Genomic DNA, 18,104 nt, shown 5'->3' on the forward strand with positions numbered 1-18,104 from the left:
TACGAACGCAAGCCCGACCACTTCCTCGCCTTCGTCGGCATAGCCGCAGCCCTCATCTGCCACCGTCGCCTCACCAACTGAAACGGCGTCTTAAGGAAGAACCCCCAACCTCATTCCGGGGCGCATCACCAAGCAGGACAAAGGCATGCAGACGGTCGAGGTGTCCGGCGACAACCTCGTGAGGATCGTTGGGGGACTCTGGGGGAGCGCGCACGGAAGGAACGTCTATCTGACGATCGCGGATGCCGATCCGAATCAGGGCGAGTGCGGCCCGATCTGTGGTCGGACCGAGACCTGGCTGGAAGGCCGCGAAGCAGGTACAGCCGGCGAGGCGGGACAGACGCTGGAGCCAGCGGGCAGGTCTGCCCCGCAGCAGTGGTCGGGCCCGTGGCTGGGGCCTGTGCCGCTATGCTCACTGCTGTGGGCAAAGTCGTGGTGGTGCGCGATGGCTCCGGGCCGCAGGTTCTGCTGGTGCATGGCGGTGCCGGCCCACGGACGACGTGGGGCTCGCTCGCTCCGCTGGCCGACCGGTGGACGCTGGCGTACGTCCATCGCCGCGGCTTTCCGCCGAGTCCACCACCGCAGGAGCGTCAGGACTTCGAGGTGGACGCCCGGGACCTCGTGCCGCTGCTCGTCGGCCGCCCCCATGTTGTTGCCCACTCCTACGGCGTCCTCGGGACGTTGATTGCGGCCGCTGCCGTGCCGGGCAGCATACGTTCGCTCACATTGATCGAGCCGCCGCTCAACTACCTTGTCCCTGACGATCCCGATGTGAAGCGGCTCGAGCGCATCGGCGATGCGGTCCTCACCCACGGGATGGACACGGACCCGGCCGAGCTACGCGAGTTCCTCCATCTCGCGGGCGCGCCCATCGGCGACGGCCCGCTCCCAGAGGGCGTGGTCGCCGGCGTTCGGCGGGCGCACGGGAGTCGGCCGACCAGCGAGGCGCGCCCACGGCTCGACGCGATCCGGGACACCAGAGTCCCGGTACTCGTCGCGTCGGGGGACCACTCGGCCGCGCTCGAGCGGATCTGCGACGCTCTCGCTGACGCGCTCGGTGGCAAGCGCAGTGTGCATCCGGGGGCTGGTCACTTCGTCGCCGCAGCACCGGGCTTCGCCGAACAGCTTGACGCCTTCATGCGCAAGAGCGTCGGGTAGCAAGGTGCTCCCCGCAGGTGAGTAGGGTGGCGAGAGGGAGGAAGGGCTGACGGGTTGCCCAGGCGTCCGTAACGGACGGTGAGCCAGGCGACAGTACGCCGACAGTCGCTGCGGCCAGCGCCCGTCCGTCGGGACCAGTTTCCGGCACCTCCGCCCCTCGTGGCGCAGGACGTCGAGTCACCTTCCTTACGGTTGCGCCCGAGCACATGGCTTGTCAGGAAGACGGTTTCCCACATCGACCATGAGCGACAGCCGATCCCGCGCACGCTGGGATTGGGGCGGGCAGACGAGGGGACGGAGAGGGCCGTTCAACCACCGTACAACCACGAGAGGCTGCACGGCCTCCAGGCCCGGAGGCGAAAGAGGGAACCGGCCAGTGGTCATTGGTCTGTACTTATTGACGGGTGTGGCCGCGTGAACGCTAGCCACGTGAGTTCCGTATCGGAGCACTGGACGCGGCGCAACCAAAGGAAGGCCCGCATTGCCTGCGCCATCGGGGCGCTCCGCGACAATCGAACCATTTTATGGCCTGGGAGAGGAGCGGTTTTGACATATTTCAGCTTCGATGGCTGCACCGGCCGCAACCATTGCTGAATCGACTGTTCCCGGCTGTTTCGCAGTTTCGGGTCGCCCCATGGCATGTACTGTCTCCTTTCTCTGCGGACTGCCCGAGTCCGGCGGACAATTGGCGTCGTCATGGATGAATCGGCAAGGGGGCTGCGTGAACCACAGGTACGACCCGGGCGTCCCACTCCGGGAAGAGGTAGCGGCTTCGTCCAGGGATGGCGCGGAAGAGGACTGCCCTCTGGCGGATGTACTGCGGTGGCACTGGTCAGCGGTGTTGGACTGGGCCACCGCGTGCGCAGCCTCGCCCCAAGCTGCCAGGAAACTGGCTGGGGCCGCCTTTACACGGCGGTTCGGCGACATCGTTCAGGGCCTCGCCGCCGATTACCCGTGGCGCCCCCGGCTGCTCAAGGCAGTCAGCCAAGTCGCCCGCGAATGGAGCGGGGACGAGAGGGCTTACGCGTTGCGGCCCGCGGTGACCACCGCCTCGCAGTCGGTGCCCGCGGGCACAACGGCGGGTAGGCGCGACCGGGAGCTGCTGTTGCGCGCGTTCGAATGGCTGCCTGACCGGGCCCAAGTACTGCTGTGGCATATCGAGGTGGAGAGTGAGCCTCTAGCGGACGTGGCCGCCCTGGCGGGACTTCCGGTAGAGGTGGCGCGGGCGGAGCTGTGGCGGGAGCGTGGCCGGCTGCGGGTCGCCTGTCGGCAGATGCACCTCGATCTGGCCCCCGACGACACGTGCCGGCGCTATGGCGGACTGATCGAGGCCGCGACCAGGCAGCCCGGCGCCAAACTGTTGCCCGACCTGGCTGAACATCTTGAGCAGTGTGCCTACTGCCGCGGCGCGGCGGAGCAGCTCGACCACTCAGCCGGCCGCCTGCCCGTCCTGCTGGCTGAGTCGGTCATGGGCTTTGAGGCGGCTGCTTACGTCGCGGCGTGCCACGGGCGCCGCGACGTACCGGCTCATCCACCCACTCCCGAGGCGACTGAGGCCAGGGGAGCTTTCCCCACGTCCGACTGGAGACGCCTGGGCAAAGGACCCCTTGTTGCTGTGCTTTCTGGCATCGTTGTCATTGGGGCGATCGCCGCTTTGCTGCAGGCCGCGCTTACGAAAGGAGATGGCTTGGCCACCAGGCCGCCCGCTCCTGGTCCGCCTTCGGCGAGCGCCCCTGGCCCTTCGGCCACGGCCGGTTCTCCGGCCCCACGCCCGCCCCGGCCCTCCCCATCTCGCCCTGAGGGGCAGAGCTCTGATGTGCCAGGCGGCCCGGTCATCCGCTTCCGCACCGTGACCTCGAATCTGTGCCTCACCGCTTCCTCGCCAGCCGCCGCGGGCGCGGTTGTAGTAGCGCATGAATGCTCCTCTACCGCCCGGCAGTTGTGGCGCCTGGACGGTGCCAAACGCCTCCACGCACAGACCGCCGACGACCTGTGTCTGGACGTTCAGACCTCGACCTTCGAGCTTGCGTTGTCCGACTGCGCCGACCAGACGCCGTCACCGCCGCCGTTTCAGCTCACGCCTCTAGGACTGCTGACGCCACGCGAGACGCCGTCCCTGGCTGTGACTCCAGTCGGGAACGAGTCCGGCACTTCCTTGGTGCTCAAGGTCGTCGATCCCCGCGCGCCCGACCCCGACCAACGCTGGAGGGCGACTGCCACTACACCGATTCCTCCCGCGGCGGGGAAGGCCGAACTGAGTCAGGCTCGGACGAAGGCGCTGACCGCCGATCCGATCCGGTGAAAACATGGCCGCCCCTGCCAGGCCTTCAGGTGCAGACTGGATGATTCCGCCTGCGTTTGCCTGCAAGTTCATCCTGATCGGGACCCTTGCGCGTGGCCAGCGTGGCCAGCGTGGCGATCGTGGGCGGTGGTGCGGGCTGGAGGCGACGCAGCGGTGGTCGCGTCCCTGGCACGCTCTGGGGCCGCGTCGATTCGCATGCCACGACCAGCGTGAGCACCCCGAGAAGCGGTCACACCAGCCCTTTGGCTTGAGGCTTCAAGTCGGCGGAGGCTCTGTCCTCGTCATCGGGGTCCGGGATGACAGCCACCGTGCAGCGGATGATGCTGCGGGCGATGCCCAGTGAGCCCGTAGGGGGAGTTCGGGGCGGGCATTCGCCGCGGGGAGGCTGGCCTGATGTCGTGCGACCGATACGTCGTACTACTGGGATTGCTGGGCATGAGGTGGATCAGGCTCCGGGGGTGTTCGTGAAGTGGATTGGTGAGGTGCCGGGTTACCGGAGCAAGGTCAAAGTCAAAGAGGTGGGCAGGGGCACTGGTGCCAGAGACACGAGCGCTGCGGGCCCGCTCAGTCGAGGGAGAACGGGTCCCTGGACATCGGCAGCCTCTGGTCGAAGAAGAGCCCTTCCGGCGGCTGCTCGAGCCGGAGCGGCTCAGCGCCGTGGTGGCCGCTGACGCAGTGGGCGAAAGGCCCTGTGACCGGGTCCGTCAGGGCACGCCAGTGGGGGTCCGCGTGGTGGATCCACCAATTGGAGATGCCCAGGGCGGGATCGAAGCGCAGCATCTCCCAGGCCCGCCACACGGCGTCCAGCCGGGACAGCGCCTGAGGGTGCCGGTACCACTCCGGACACCAGACCCGCCCGGAGCCCGGGGCGGGAGGGGACACCAGATAGGCCAACCGATCGGTGACGAATTCGAGGACGTTCCCGTAGTACAGCTCTCCTGGGCGGGCGGCCTCCTCCTCATCGCGCCGGATGTCGTCAAGCGACTCGTCCTGCTCGTCGCGGAGTGAAGTCATGGCGTCATGCTCCTTTTCGCAGCTGTACGTCAATGGCCTCGTCGTGGCGGCCGATGCGGTCCAGAACGGTGGCGAGCAGGCGGAGGGTCCATGCGAGGTCGGCCTGGGCCCGGTGCGGGTCCTGATCCACCAGGCTCCGATAGATGCGGACGGCCCGCCGCGCCGGTTCCACCGCACGGGCGGCCCGGTGCCACTCCCGCCGGCCGCACAGGCTCAATGCCCGGGCGAGTCGTTGGAGAAGGTACGCGCGCTGAGCCGGCGGCAGACCGGGGCGATCGGTCAGCGCCCGGCAAGCCTCCTCCGCCTGAAGGACGGTGGGCCAGGCGGCGGACTCGCGCCCCGTCATCGCTTGCCCCTCGGCCAGCCGCAACAGGGCCAAGCAGAGAGGCTGCTCCTGGCCGGCCCGGTCCGCACCGAGCAGCTTTCGGCGAAGGCGCACCTCGTGCTCCGCGATGCGGACGACGCCCTGGAACCGGCTCGTCATCATCAGCGCACGGCCCAACTGCGCACAGGTGTCGGCCAGGTGGACCTCGTGCTTCACGTCCCTGGACGAGAGCTCCACACGCAGCTCATACGCCTCGTGCAGTACGGGAACCGCCCGGTCGGCCGTCACCCCCCAGGACGCCACGTAGCTGGTGCCGAGGTCATGCAGGCAGAAGGCCAGCCCCTGGAGTCCCTCCTCGTTTTCGCGGGACAGCCTGCGGTAGTGCGGTAACGCCTGGCGCAGCAGGATGCGTACCGCGACCGGCCGGTCGTACCTGCTGTACAGGCTGGAGCCGTCGTGGAGGATGGAGGCGTACTCCTGCGTGTAGAGCCTGGGGGCGTACTCCATGAGGCGGCGCCGGATGCCGAGGGCCTCGTTCAGGGCGGCCTGCGCGTCGGTTGAGCGGTCGAGTGCGTCGTAGGAGAGAGCGAGTGAGAGCGCGGCGGCGGATCGTGATTTCAGCTCGATCGCACTGAGCGGAAATCGGGCCCCTGCGTAGATGTCGAGAGCCTCTTCAAAACCCTCCACCGCCGCTCGATGGTCTCCTGCGTCCGCGTGAAGGGAGGCGAGCGAACTCACCGACGCGGCGAGCTCGGGCCCCTTGGTCCCGTAGGGATCGCGCGCCAGGGTGCGCCGATGGCTGATGGCCTCGTCGATCGATTGCCGTGCCGCCGCGTAGTCCTCTTCGTCGCGCTGATCATAGGAAAGGTTGTGCAGCAGCTGTGCCAGGGCGGGGGCGTGGACGGCGGGAAGATCCCGGGCCAGCGGGCGCAGCAGTTCGATCGCCTCCCGTTCCAGCGCCATCACCTCGCCGCGTGGTCGCGAGGCGGTGCTGGAGTCGACTGCCAGGCCCGTCAGGGCGCGCGCGAGGTTGGCGGTATACGCGTCGGGGTTCTCTCTCGCCAGCCGACGGGAATGCTCAACCGCCTCCTGGCTTAGCGAAAACGCTTCCGAATGCCGCTGGAACCGCCAGAGGTTCGTGCCGCGTGCCAACAGCGCTCTGTGGAGCAGGAGCGGATCGAGATCGGGGTGTCGAGCCGCCAGCTCACGGGCGCGTCGGACGGCCTCGTCCGTGTAGTCGTCGGACCTGGCGATCTGGTCGAAGGGGATCGCGCCCGGGTCGAGCCACCAGACCACGTGTGACTGGTTGATGAGCGCCTGCACCAGACCGTGCTCGCGTTTCTCCCAATCCTGGCCGTCCTCCTCCGCCAGCGTACGGAAGAGGTCCAGTGCCTGCTCCCCGGCGTCGTAAGCCTCCGTCAGACGCCCCGATACGCGGCAGGTGTGCGACAGCAGCAACAGGGAGTCGGCCCACTCAGTGCGGTGCGCCGTCGCCCCGTCGGCCGCCAGGTGCTTACGTAGCGCCGTAGCATCGTCCGCCGCCTGCCGGGCGTCCTCCCAGTCGCCGACTGCCAGGTTCCGCTCGGCCAGGTTGTGCAGCGCCCACGCGCGGTCGCGCAGCGCTTGAGGGGTGTCTCCCGTCCCGCGGCACAGACGGCTCAGTACGCGGGCGACATCGAGTGCGTACTCGCGCAGCACATGGGACTGTTCCGGGAGGGTGTCGGAGTGGGCGCGCAGCACGGCGGCGGTCAGCGGTACGTCGTCGGGCTCTGAGCGCAGCACCTGGCGCAGTCGGCTGATGACGGTGTGCGCCTCGCGGGTGCGGCCCTCGTTGGCGTGGGCCACGGCGGCCCGGGCCAGCACGGTGAGGGTCTGTGCCCGCTGGTGGTCCGGGGCTCGGGCGAACAGTCTGCTGAGCAGTCCAGCGTCGCCGATGATCTGCTCGCTGGCGTGGTACTCCGCAAGGCGGTTGGGCTCCAGTTGACCCCAGTAGCGGTCCTGGGGCGGCGGATACAGATCGCGCAGCCAGGCGGCGATGTCCCCGATCAGCCACGTCGGTTCGTGGGGCAGCAGCCGGGCGAGAGTGTCGCGAGCGTCCCGCTCGTCATGGGTGGGGCACAGGACGGCCGCCGCCACCGCCGGCGGGAGCAAGTTCTTCTCCCGTGGCCCCATGCCCCGCCCGTCGGCGTTGTCCAGCCAGTATTTCTTCTCATGCCCCAGGAGTTCGGCTTCCAGCGGGCCCTCGTCCCGCTCGGGCGTCTGAACGTGGCGCAGCAGCGCGGCCAGGGCCGCCATCTGCACGGTCAGCGCTGTATCAGTTTCCGTGCCCTCTCCGGGGCGCGCTGCAGGAAGGGCGTTCGCGATCCCGGGCCAGTCGGCGTCGGGCTCGCCGGTCACCTCCGCCAGGCGGCGGGACAGGTCCCGGGCCGCCGTTCGGAACGCGTGATCCCGGTCGGCCGGGTCAGGGCTGAGCGCGTGCAGCTTGATCTCGCGAAGGGAGCCGGTCGCCCGGTCCTGCCAGGAGCCGATCGAGCGGGCGAGCAGCAGCAGGCGCACCGGATGTCCAACGTGCTCGGTCGTCTCCCGCAGCTTTCTGACCAACTCCGGCCGTGTCTCCGCGTAGTCGACGACCAACAGCAGCGGGTGCTGGACGGTGCCCAGCACCCGCAGGTCGAGCGGCTCGCGGACCACTTGGCCGGCCACCCAGCCGCGGTCGCGCAGCCGCGCCATCAACTGCCGCGCCAGCCGGGTCTTGCCCTGCCCGGCCGGGGCGGTGAGCACACGGACGGCGGGCAGGCCGTCCGGATCCGTCAGGCACCACCGCTCCAGATCGGCGAGCGTGTTCTCCCTGCCGTGGAACGACACCACCTCGGCGTCGGCGCGCAGCAGCATGGTGGGAGAGGTCACGTCCCGTTTGGGAGGTGTCGGCTCCAGTAGGTGGGCGAGCTCAGCCGGTTCAGGCTGTGGATCGACGGAGGTCGCCTCGCGGATGACCGCACGGAAGTCGTCACAAGCCAGCAGGTTTTCGCTGCGGGTGTACGTCAGCCGCGTGCCCTGACCCGGCCGGCGGTCCTCGCGCACCACACCGAGCAGCAACTCCCCGCCGTCCTGGAAGACGGCCGCGCCCGACATCCCGGACCAGGGGGTGGTCTTCGAGGCGGTTTCGTAGTCGAGTCCCGTGATGTCGGGCTTCAGCAGGCCGGCGTCGTCGAGGATCTCGAACGGCCTCGTGCCACCGTGAGGCCTGACCCGGCCGACCAGCGTCTCCCAGTCCCGACCCGAGGCGGTCCGTTGCTGCCGCGGGAATCCCGTGGCGGCGACACGGATTTCCGTGCCGCCCGTTACACACCTGCCCCAGCGCTGCGGGCGGCGGCCGCGGGCGCCGCGCAGTGGGTCGGGGAGCGGCCATTCCTGGCCGGCCGGGATCTCCAGCAAGGCGGCGTCCACGGTGTCGTCGAGCCTTCGCCACCGTACTACCGCCGGGGCCCGGGCGGCCGATGCCGGTAGACCGATCTCCGCCTGCCTGTGTGGCGGCGGCACCAGATGCGCGGCGGTCAGGACCAGCCGCGGCGCGATCAGGTAGCCGCTGCCGAAGCTCCCGGCGCCGGTCCGGATCTGGACGACCTGCTTCGTCTGCATCAACCCGCCCCCGGCCCGATCGATTTACTCGACGTCGCCCACGGCCACGTCCCCGCCGCCTTGCTGCTCCGGGTTCAGGCGGAGAGTCACGCGCTGCGTGGACCGTGCCGTGCGCTCCCGGCGGGCGTCGGCCTCCACCACGCCGAAACGCAGCGCCCCGCCGCCATTCCTCGTCCGCACCAGCTCGATCTCGAACTCCGCGGTGATCTCGCCCAGTACGAAACGCAACTGGGAGCCCTGGCCACGGCGCTGCGCCTCCGACAGCTGGGTTCGCAGCACCTCAATGGCGTCAGCCAGGTCCAACCAGTCCTCGTCGTGCCCATCGTGCGACATGCTCAACCCCCGTCACCACGTCATCGTGTGCGCACATTCTAGTGCCGCATCAGGCAACGCTCGCCCTGTCGTGCTGTCGGGGAGCCCGGAGGGCCAGGATGATCACGTGGTGATGCACTCGCAGGGTCCGCAGCTCCTCATCAGCGGCCGAGTCGTCCTAAGACTCCGGGCGGTCAGGTGAGGAGAACCATCAACGGCAACCAACTGAAAGCCCCACTCTGAGTCTCTGAGCCTCTGACCTTACGACGGCCCGTCCAACGCACCCACAACGCAGGACCACCTGAAATGACGACCTACAGTTGGTCCCCCATGCCGGCTGGTTCCGGAGGATGCGGCCCGCCACCGTCCTTGATGTCCTGCTCGCAGGTTCGTCTGTCGTAGGACTGGTCGTTGGGGATCAACAGCACTCCGGCAACCTGCTCAGGGTGCTCGACGGCGAGCCAGCCGTCGCCCGTGAGGTCACCCTTCGGCCCGAACGCCTCGGACGCATAGATCGTCTGACACCCCAACGCCACGCGATCCTTATCGACCGCGCAGGTGTCCACTGCAGGGCCGGATATCTCGTTGGAGCCGTCGAAGCGGTAGCTGAAGTAAACCTGATCACCTTCGGAGGGCACCTGCGGGTGGAGCTCAAGGCGCCAGTCAACGACCTCGGCGGTGACGCCGAGAGGCCGCCCAGACGTGTCCTCTATCTGCACCCTGACACCGGCTTCACCGCGCTCCGCCGTCGTGTCGGTGCAGCCCCAGTCGGAAGAGCAGCCGGATAGGGCGAAAATCACCAGAGCCCACGGAGCACCGGAAATTGCCCGTGAGGGAAACACTCAGTTGACCTCCAGTCAGGGCACAGCGGAGCAGTGTATCCCGAGGCCGGCAGCTGCGGGCGAGAGCGACGAGCTCCTGCGGGCTGTGGCTGCTCGCCCCCGCCGCCAGACATGCCGGCGGGCGCGCCCTCGCGCACCCGACCGCGCGCTCCCTGGCTCCGATGGGCCTCGACACGCTCCCTGGTCATCACGGACGGAGACGCCGCTCGACAAGCTAGTGCCACATCAGGCAACGTTCGCCCTTCATGACGCATCGCTGCGTTGCTGCGTCGAGAGGCATCAGACAGCCAGAATGACGGAGTGGCTGAACGCGTGCGGGTCCGGGAGATTGACGACGACGAGGGCAGGCGGCTGCTGCGGATCATCCGCAGAGGCACCGGATCGGTGGTGACCTGGCGGCGGGCCCAGATGGTGCTGTTATCCGCGCAAGCCATGCCGGTGGCGAAGATCGCCGAGGTGACATTCACCAGTGCGGACCGGGTCCGGGACGTGATCCACAACTTCAACACCGACGGCTTCGAGGCGCTCTACCCGAGGTTCAAGGGCGGCCGCCCAATGACCTTCACCCTCCCCGAACGCCGGGAGATCAAGAAGATCGCCATGTCCAAGCCGGTCGAGCACGGCCTGCCGTTTTCGACCTGGAGCCTGGCCAAGCTGGCCGACTTCCTGGTCGCCGAGGGGGTGGTCGACGACATCAGCCATGAGGGCCTGCGCATCCTGCTCCGCGAGGAAGGCGTCTCCTTTCAACGCGTGAAGACCTGGAAGACCTCACGCGACCCGGACTACGCGGCCAAGAAGGCCCGCGTCGAGCATCTCTACGCGATCGCCGACGGCGAGGTCACGCCCGACGACGGCGAGCCCGAAGTCGTCTTCTGCATGGACGAGTTCGGGCCGCTCAACCTCCAGCCCCACCCCGGCCGGCAGTGGGCCGAACGCGGCGGCCGCCACAAGGATCCCGACCGCGAACCCCGGCCACGTCGTCGGGCGACCTACACCCGCCCGCACGGAGTCCGGCACCTGTTCGCCGCCTACGACCTCACCAAGGACCAGCTCTACGGGCACGTCAAGAAGACCAAGAACAGGTCGAAGTTCCTCGAGTTCTGCCGCTACCTGCGCTCCCTGCACCCACTGGACACACGCATTGCGATCGTCTGCGACAACTACTCACCGCACCTGACGACAAAGCGCTGCCAGCGGGTTGCGACGTGGGCGGCGGCGAACAACGTGGAGATCGCCTACACACCGACCAACAGCTCCTGGCTTAACCGGATCGAGGCCCAATTCACCGCTCTGCGCTACTTCGCACTCGACGGCACCGACCACGCCAGCCACAAAGACCAGGGCAGCATGATCCGCCGCTACATCATCTGGCGGAACAAGCATGCCGCCGACGAACGCCTCCGCGAGGTCGTGAACAGGGCGAACGTTGCCTGATGCGGCACTAGTCCGAAAGGAGGCTGGGGCGGCCGCTGGGGACAGCGTGGCAATCTCGGCCGGATTTCCCGTTCGGGTGTCCGGAACAAACACATAAGATAAGGGCCCACTCTTCCTCTCTCGTATACGCCTGTGGCCCCCGGCGAGGCCGGGGGCCACACGCTGCTCACGGTTTCGCGTCAGCTGTGGGTGCCGGCGGCGGCGGGGCGGAAGAGAGTGCGCATCTCAGCGACGCATGCGAGAGCGATGCATCCGCACATTGCGATGGCGGCTGCGCCGATCAGTGTGTCCGGGCCGACGGCCTGACTGGTGATCGAGACCAGGAAGGTGGCTGCGATGGCGATTTCCCCCAAGGCGAGCACCGCGAGCCAGGCGGTGCGTACGGCGCTGGGCGTGCCTGTCCGTGCCTTGCCCAGTCCGAGGAGTCCGGCTCCTCCGGCCATGGTGAGTACCACCGCGACGATCACTGCGGTGTACAGAATCTCGCTGGAGCCCGAGGGGTTCGTGTGGTCGAGCTCTGCGGTGTCGGGGCCGAGAGTGAAGGCGACTTCGAGCAGCGCGATGTACGCGACCTGAAGGAGGGTCAGGATCGGTGCGATGCGTCGGCTGAGTATGTGCGTCATGCGTTGCTCCTCGCGAGGTGGCCATTCTTGATCTTCCAAAACTTTCCATTCGAAACTGCACTCTTGCCCCCTGGCCTTCTTGCTGGCGTCATCACTCTTGCCCTCGTAGGAGCGTCCGCTCTCACGGCCCCTCTTGTTGTTTCTGAGGTCCATCGTCTTGTCGTTGCCGCGAGACTCGTACTTGTGGCGAGTAGCTACCTCGTACGCCGTCTCATGGTTGGAGTAGGCCTCCATCAGAGCGTTCCAGTAGCAGTGCCTGAAGGCGTCGCCCGTGCTTTGGAACAGCGTCGAGTCGGCGTACAGCTTATTCGGCCAGTACAGCGCCACGTTCGCTTTGTCGCGGGCCATGGCAGTCGTACGGGTTCCAGTAGCAGTACGACCGCTCAGCGGGCGCGACGGTGTAGCTGCCTCCGCTGGGATCGAGCCGGGAAGGGTTGTGCACGCACTGACCCAGCTTCCCGGAGTTCACAGTTCGGTCCAGACGTTTCCCTCGGAGTAGTCGTGCCGGGCCCGGAAGTACCAGTCGGCAAGATGCCTGATGCGCTCGATGCAGTCGAGGCATCGGGCGCTGGCTCGGGGAAGTTCGGGTGTGACGTCCAGGATGGAACAAGGTCGCGGCCTCATAGAACCCTTCGGCGACCCAGCGATCGAGCTTCTCGTCGGACTGGGATCGCTTGCATGCGGCTCGCATCGTACGCGCTCGGTCACGGTGCGGAACTCCAACGCCTGGCTCTGGTGGACGATGCCGGGCATCGTCCACCGCATGGTGATCTCCTGTCGGGCGGGGGTCTTCGGGCTGGTCCAGCCGAGAGTCTGCTTGAACAGGCGGAAATCGTGCTCGGTGTCGAAGCGTCGTGGGTGTGCCTGCCAGAGGGGATCGGTGTCTGCCGAGGTGGCGTCGGTGCCGGACCACCACAGCCAGACCGGCTTCGGTGTTGCTCCGCTGGGCACGCGGTCGATGACCAGGCGGATGACCGTTCCCTAGACGATCGGGAGGGTCCCGTCTGCCGCGGCGCACAAGGAGCGGTGGGTCACAGCGGTGCGCGATCGGACAAGAGCCGGCCGATACCCGAAGGTGACATGGGTGCTTACGGCAAGAGAAGTACGGCGACCAATCCAGCTCGGAACCCGCGACGAATAACGGGTGAACGGGAAAAATATCCGAAAAGTGGAGCCGGCCTTTGACCGGCGAACCTCCCCGGAAGGGGATGCGTCGCGATGACAGTCAAGCGCTCAGCCCGTATCACCGCCCTCATGGCACTGCCCGCAGCCTTCACCCTCGCCCTGGCCACCCCCGTACTGGCCCACGACGGGGGCGACAGCAGCTCCCAAGCCCGGCACGGCCGGGACTACAAGGTCGAACTGCGGCAGCTGAACGACTCGGGTGCCAGCGGCACCGCGCTGCTCAGCCTCCAGGGCCGGCAACTCACGGTGAACATCAACGCGCAGGGTCTGGTCCCGGGACAGCCGCATGCCCAGCACATCCACGGTTCAACGTCTGGGCACAATTTCCATTGCCCCGACGCCAGCGCGGACAAGAACGGCGACGGCATCGTCACCACCACAGAGGGCCTGCCCGCCTACGGTGACATCAACATCTCCCTTACCACCAAGGGCGATACGTCGAAGGCCAGCGGACTCGCTGTCGACCGGATGCCGGTCGCGGACAGAAACGGCAACGTGTCCTACTCGCGAACGATCACGGTCTCTCAGTCCGTTGCGGACAACATCACCAACCTCCACGTCGTGCAGCACGGTATCGACCCGAACGGCAACGGAGAGTACGACTTCGGCAAGGGCAAGAGCGAGCTCGATCCGAAGCTGCCCCAGGAAGCTACCGCCCCCGCGAGCTGCGGCATGCTGCAAGGCTCCACCGGCTCTGCGCCGATGAGTCACGGTTAACCCGGCCAGAGGGGAGCAGGGCGGGGGCACATCGTGTGGTCCGACGTGATCTGCGGCTGACGCGGCGCGTGCATCCATCGCCCCCTACGGCGCCCATACGGCCTCGACACTTCCCACCGACTCGCAGAGGGTGACCGTGGCCCCGAGGTCGGCCAGCGCGCCGAGGCCGGCGGCTGGCGTCCGGGTTGGCGCCGGTGCGGTCCGTCCGTCCGGTCAGTGCTCGGATCGCTCACCTCGTTCCTCTTCGTCCCATCGGCCGGAAGGCCGATGGGACAGGCGCCTGGAGGCTTCCACCTCACCGCCACGGCGGCGTCGCCGGATCACCCTTGGTGGGTGACCCCGGCACCCGGTCACAGGCGCGGCCCTGAAGCGGTCGAGTCCATCGCACAGCGCCCCCACCGCATGCCCGAAACACGCCGTTCCGCCCGCGGTCCGGAAGCGACCACTCGATCACGCGAGGAGGAGCCATGACCATGCCGCGTGGTCCGGCATCGCGCGCCGGACAGGAACAGGCGCCCGACGGGGCAGCCCCCCGTCCGCTGGACGACCTTCGCGTCGGCACTGGTGCGGCTCGGCCCTTCGTCGACCTGGCACCTGGCCTCGGCCGTCGCGAGTACTGGGCGTCCCGGCACTGGTCTGGTTGCAGGCGACCCTGCACGTCCTGGCGGTTCTCATCGGCCTGCACCCACTGGTGACCGGCGCATTGGGGTTCGTGGCGCGATGGCCCGAAGGGTCCGGCGGTGGTCGGCCTGTCGCCGGCCGTGGACCGGATCGGCTGGCACCAGCGGCTCGATCCGGCCCTACATCGCATCAGTGATCCCTGATCAGACGCATCCGAGCAACCGACCAATCGATCAAGGAGACACGGTCCAGCCCAGATGCCGGGCCACCGCCTCCTTGATTTCCGCCGGGTCCGCGCCCTCCGCCGCCCAGGCCGCGTATCCGTCGGGCCGCACGAGGACGGTCGTCCGGCGGTCGCTCGCCCAGTGCTCCACGGTCAGCCACCCCTCACGGACACCGTGGCCTTCGTACGTCCCGGGCGTGATCAGCACGAACCGGCCGCCGCGCAGCGCCTCGTAGAGCCGGCCGTTCTTCAGGGTGACGTCGGGGACGCGGGTGCCGGTGAGGCGGTGGGCGCCGCGCGGGGCCGGGTAGGCGTAGCCGATCCCGGTGATCTGCCCCAGGGCCTTGCGTTGGACGGGCGGGGTCATGTCGACGAACGCGGAGACCAGGGCGCGGGCGGCACGCAGCAGCGGATTGCGCGCGCGGGCCAGCCGGACCAGTCCGCCACTGCTGCGCAGCACCGCCCTGCCGACCGGGTGGCGCTCGGCCTCGTAGCTGTCGAGGAGCCCTTCGGGCGCCCGGCCCTGGACGGCGGCGGCGAGCTTCCAGCTCAGGTTGGCGGCGTCCTGGAGGCCGGTGTTCATGCCCTGCCCGCCGGCCGGGGAGTGGATGTGCGCGGCGTCCCCCGCGAGGAAGACCCGCCCGACCCGGTAGTGCGGTGCCTGTCGCTCGTCACTGTGGAAACGGGAGAGCCAGCGGGCGTCGTGCATGCCGTAGTCCGTGCCCAGGGCACGGCGGGTGATCTCCTTCACCTCGTCGAGGTCGAGCGGGGCGTCGTCGGAGACCTCGTTGCGGCGGTTCCAGCCCATGACCCGGTACCAGCCGTCGCCGAAGGAGGCGATCATCGCGAAGGCGTCGCCACGGCCGTTGACGGTCAGGACGCCCTCGGGCTTCTCGGCCAGCCGGACATCGGCCAGGATCAGCGACTTGATGACGGAGGCACCGGGGAAGTCCAGGCCGATCGCCTCTCGTACCGCGCTGCGGTGACCGTCGGCACCGACGACATAGGCCGCCCGGCGGGTGACGACCGCCCCCTCCGCACCGCGCAAGTCGAGGTCGACTCCCTCGTCGTCCTGCCGCAGCCCCACGACCTCGCTCTCGTACGCGAACTCGACCCCGGCCTCCCGGGCCCGCCGCTCCAGGAGCCGCTCGACCTCGTACTGCGGGGTGATGAGCAGGAACGGAAAACGCGAGGGCAGCGTGCTCAGATCGAGGGAGAGGCGGCGGAAGAGCCGCAGGCCAGTGATGGTGTCGCCGGTGGTCAGGAGTTCGTCGGCGAGGCCGCGGGCGTCGAGCTGCTCCAGGGTGCGGGCGTGCACCCCGAAGGCGCGGGAGAGGTTGCTGGTCTTGTGCGGCCGCTTCTCGACGAGGGTCACGGTGACGCCGGCTGTGGCGAGGTCACCGGCGAGGAGAAGGCCGGTGGGGCCGGAGCCGACGACGATCACGGTGCGGTGAGTGGTGGTGCCGCTCATTGTGGCCTCCCGTTTGCCAGTGGCTTGCTTGCCATCGCCCATATGCCAACAAATGTTGGCCAACGCTCGTTGATGACGATAGTGAGGTGCCGCGGGTGGTGTCAACAGCCGTTGGCCAACATGTGCTGGCGAACACTTGTTGACCCCTGCCTGTTGGCGTACGCCTCCCGGCATGAACGGCAGCCACAGCTCCTCCACGGCTCCCGGCTCCGGCGCCTCACGCCGCTGCGACGCAACCCGGGGCGTGATCCTCTCGGCGGCCCGCGAGCACTTCGCGACCGACGGCTACGAGCGAGCCACCCTCCGCGCCATCCTCAAGGAAGCGAAATCGATCTGTCGATGGTGATGCGGTACTACCGCAACAGGGAGGGGCTCTTCGTGGCGGCCGTCGCCATCGGCCTGCGGCTGCCGGAAATAGCAGGGCGGACCGCGGGCAGGACGCCCGGCGAATCCTTGTCGAGCACTTCCTCGACACGTGGGAGCAGGACGAGGACCTCACCGCTCTGCTGCGGGTCGGCGTGCCCTTCCCGGAAACCGGCAGCAGCTGGTCCCGCAGGATGCCCTGATGTGGGCGACGGCCTGAACTGCTTGGTGGAGACCATTGCCGCGCTGTCGGCAGTCGTGGAGGATCTTGTAGCACTTCATGCGGGCGAAGGCTGCTCGACGCGGGCACGCACCCGGCGATGCTCCGCGTTGTCCGCCTCCTCGCCCGGCAACAGCGGGCGTCCGGGGCGTTTGCGGTGCGGGACGACGAGTCCGGTGTTGATAGAGGCGCCGTCGCCCAGCACGCTCACGGCCTGACACTGTTCCGCCGGGCCGGAGTCCCTCCAGACGCGGGCGTCCGCTCGATTGCCAGGCGCGGGACCGGCAGTGGCCACCACCAGCTCGGTGTCGGCGTCGATGATGACCTATACGTTCGCCGTTGCCCCGGCGGGTGCGAATGCTCGGCAGGTCTCAGGGACTCGGCGCGGTCAGGTACCGCTGGATCGTCGGTGCCAGCCACGCCTCGATCTCCGCCCGCGCCAGCCCCACCGCCGGCGGCATCAGCAGCGCGTACCGTGTCAGCGCCGGCCCAAGCAGCTGCGACGCCATGAGTGCCGCCCGTGCCGGGACCTGGTCGGAGTCGGGACACACCTTGCACGACCTCGCCCTGGCCGCCTGCCGCCTGAACAGACCGAACACGAACCCGGCTGATCTACCAGTCGGGCTGCTCGTTGCTCGACCGGCGCCGGAAGGCGGAGGGCCCGCTCGACGCCCAGGGCGAAGTCCATGTCGGTTCATCGCCTCCCTGGTTGGAGCTGGTCTGCTGGCCGCCCGCTCCCGGGGCGCCCGTGTCGGACACCGGGAGCGGCGGGCCGCGTCGGCGGCGGTCAGGCTGTTGTGGGCACCCGGTCGAAGAAGCCGAACACTGCGCGGATCCGGCCCTCACCGTCGAGTGTGATCACGTCGGACCCTGCGATCGGCGCCGATCCGTCGGCCTCGTTCACCAGCTCCCAGGAAAAGCGCGCGGTGTCGTGGTGCCCGTCGACGCTTCCTGCCAGCCGGAAGACGAACCCCGGGAATTGTCCGTGCGTCCCCGTGATCACCGCCGCGATCGCCTCGTGGCCGGCGGCGTCGGAGAGTGGGTCGGTGTAGGTGCCATCCGGCGTCCAGACCGCGGCGACCGCTTTGGCGCGGGCCTCGGCGCTGTCGGCGTTCCAGGCCTCCAGGTAGCGGGTGACAGTATCGGTGTAACGGTCGGTATGCGTGGTCATGGTGATGCGCCCCCAGAAGGTCGTGTCTGCCGGCCGGAACCGGTTCCCGGTCACGGCGACCCGCTACGCACACCCTGCCGCACCCACGGGCCCCGGTCGATTACCTTTCGGTCATGCGGCCTCTCGCCTTCCCGGATGGGTACGGCCACCTTTCCGCGACGGGACTCCCAAAAGCCCGGCGACCTGCGCAGCAGCCCAGATCGCCGACAGTGCGCGGCGCTGCTCACGCTCGGCGCCCTCACCCGGGGAGGGGCTGACTACTTGTCTGTGGCGTTGTGCTGCTGGACGGCCGGGACAGAGGACGTCGTCGTGCTCCTGGCCGTGCTCGCCGGAAGGCCGAGGAGTGAGGCGGCCCGGCGGTACCGCGTCCCAGAGTGCGTCTGGGCGCCGGGCCCCACCCGTGCACGCCTTATCGGCACCGGCCCAGCGGACTGCAACCACCTCGGCCGGGGCCGCGGTGCCGGGGCACGGCCGGCGCCGGTGG

Annotated in this window: 11 protein-coding genes and 4 pseudogenes; 5 read left to right on the forward strand and 10 right to left on the reverse strand. The window is 68.6% G+C overall.

What is annotated here, in order from left to right; all coding sequences use genetic code 11:
• The first annotated feature begins 420 nt into the window (after positions 1-420).
• Positions 421-1,158 carry an alpha/beta fold hydrolase gene (locus tag AC07FK_RS33225; protein WP_479108635.1) on the forward strand — a complete coding sequence of 246 codons (738 nt, stop codon included), beginning with the start codon at positions 421-423 and terminating at the stop codon, positions 1,156-1,158.
• A gap of 841 nt (positions 1,159-1,999) precedes the next feature.
• Positions 2,000-3,460 (forward strand): ricin-type beta-trefoil lectin domain protein, encoded by a 1,461-nt coding sequence (locus AC07FK_RS33230; RefSeq protein ID WP_479108636.1) that lies wholly within the window; start codon positions 2,000-2,002, stop codon positions 3,458-3,460.
• Between the two features lie 564 nt (positions 3,461-4,024).
• Here the strand turns inward: AC07FK_RS33230 and AC07FK_RS33235 are convergent.
• The 4 genes from AC07FK_RS33235 to AC07FK_RS33250 form a co-directional block, all read right to left on the reverse strand.
• A complete protein-coding gene (locus AC07FK_RS33235; protein WP_479108637.1) occupies positions 4,025-4,474 on the reverse strand; it encodes a DUF4913 domain-containing protein in 450 nt (149 codons plus the stop codon).
• A 4-nt stretch (positions 4,475-4,478) separates the two neighbouring features.
• On the reverse strand, positions 4,479-8,438 hold the full coding sequence (locus AC07FK_RS33240; RefSeq protein ID WP_479108638.1) for a trypsin-like peptidase domain-containing protein: 3,960 nt from the start codon (positions 8,436-8,438) through the stop codon (positions 4,479-4,481).
• 24 nt (positions 8,439-8,462) lie between these two features.
• Positions 8,463-8,771, reverse strand: coding sequence for a trypco2 family protein (locus AC07FK_RS33245; RefSeq protein ID WP_479108639.1), 309 nt, complete (start codon positions 8,769-8,771; stop codon positions 8,463-8,465).
• Positions 8,772-9,064: 293 nt separating this feature from the next.
• Positions 9,065-9,550, reverse strand: a complete 486-nt coding sequence (locus AC07FK_RS33250) for a hypothetical protein (protein ID WP_479108640.1) — start codon at positions 9,548-9,550, stop codon at positions 9,065-9,067.
• Between the two features lie 342 nt (positions 9,551-9,892).
• On the opposite strand from AC07FK_RS33250, the gene AC07FK_RS33255 reads away from it, so the two are divergent.
• Positions 9,893-11,026, forward strand: coding sequence for an IS630 family transposase (locus tag AC07FK_RS33255; protein WP_479108641.1), 1,134 nt, complete (start codon positions 9,893-9,895; stop codon positions 11,024-11,026).
• Between the two features lie 179 nt (positions 11,027-11,205).
• Here AC07FK_RS33255 and AC07FK_RS33260 read toward each other — a convergent pair whose 3' ends face one another.
• Positions 11,206-11,997, reverse strand: a complete 792-nt coding sequence (locus AC07FK_RS33260) for a DUF6973 domain-containing protein (RefSeq protein ID WP_479108642.1) — start codon at positions 11,995-11,997, stop codon at positions 11,206-11,208.
• 117 nt (positions 11,998-12,114) lie between these two features.
• On the reverse strand, positions 12,115-12,600 hold the full coding sequence (locus tag AC07FK_RS33265) for a hypothetical protein (RefSeq protein ID WP_479108643.1): 486 nt from the start codon (positions 12,598-12,600) through the stop codon (positions 12,115-12,117).
• Positions 12,601-12,867: 267 nt separating this feature from the next.
• On the opposite strand from AC07FK_RS33265, the pseudogene AC07FK_RS33270 reads away from it, so the two are divergent.
• Positions 12,868-13,539: pseudogene (locus AC07FK_RS33270) on the forward strand (hypothetical protein); the annotation flags it as partial.
• A gap of 866 nt (positions 13,540-14,405) precedes the next feature.
• On the opposite strand, the gene AC07FK_RS33275 reads toward AC07FK_RS33270, so the two are convergent.
• Positions 14,406-15,866: an FAD-dependent monooxygenase gene (locus AC07FK_RS33275; RefSeq protein ID WP_479108644.1), complete on the reverse strand. Its 1,461-nt coding sequence runs from the start codon at positions 15,864-15,866 to the stop codon at positions 14,406-14,408.
• A gap of 172 nt (positions 15,867-16,038) precedes the next feature.
• On the opposite strand from AC07FK_RS33275, the pseudogene AC07FK_RS33280 reads away from it, so the two are divergent.
• Positions 16,039-16,387 (forward strand): annotated as a pseudogene (locus AC07FK_RS33280) (TetR/AcrR family transcriptional regulator); the annotation flags it as partial.
• Here AC07FK_RS33280 and AC07FK_RS33285 read toward each other — a convergent pair.
• The 3 genes and pseudogenes from AC07FK_RS33285 to AC07FK_RS33295 form a co-directional block, all read right to left on the reverse strand.
• Positions 16,362-16,774: pseudogene (locus AC07FK_RS33285) on the reverse strand (transposase family protein); the annotation flags it as partial. The pseudogenes AC07FK_RS33280 and AC07FK_RS33285 overlap by 26 nt on opposite strands.
• 46 nt (positions 16,775-16,820) lie before the next feature.
• A pseudogene (locus AC07FK_RS33290) lies at positions 16,821-17,003 on the reverse strand (TetR/AcrR family transcriptional regulator); the annotation flags it as partial.
• 233 nt (positions 17,004-17,236) lie between these two features.
• Positions 17,237-17,620, reverse strand: coding sequence for a nuclear transport factor 2 family protein (locus tag AC07FK_RS33295; protein ID WP_479108661.1), 384 nt, complete (start codon positions 17,618-17,620; stop codon positions 17,237-17,239).
• Positions 17,621-18,104 lie beyond the last annotated feature (484 nt).

The organism is Streptomyces sp. NPDC046122, from assembly GCF_056429965.1.

What these genes read in the sequence shown, in the direction of transcription:
- AC07FK_RS33275 (WP_479108644.1), bottom strand. Translation starts at nt 15,866, where the DNA reads ATGAGCGGCACCACCACTCACCGCACCGTGATCGTCGTCGGCTCCGGC.
- AC07FK_RS33295 (WP_479108661.1), bottom strand. Translation starts at nt 17,620, where the DNA reads ATGACCACGCATACCGACCGTTACACCGATACTGTCACCCGCTACCTG.
- AC07FK_RS33245 (WP_479108639.1), bottom strand. Translation starts at nt 8,771, where the DNA reads ATGTCGCACGATGGGCACGACGAGGACTGGTTGGACCTGGCTGACGCC.
- AC07FK_RS33235 (WP_479108637.1), bottom strand. Translation starts at nt 4,474, where the DNA reads ATGACTTCACTCCGCGACGAGCAGGACGAGTCGCTTGACGACATCCGG.
- AC07FK_RS33240 (WP_479108638.1), bottom strand. Translation starts at nt 8,438, where the DNA reads ATGCAGACGAAGCAGGTCGTCCAGATCCGGACCGGCGCCGGGAGCTTC.
- AC07FK_RS33260 (WP_479108642.1), bottom strand. Translation starts at nt 11,997, where the DNA reads ATGGCCCGCGACAAAGCGAACGTGGCGCTGTACTGGCCGAATAAGCTG.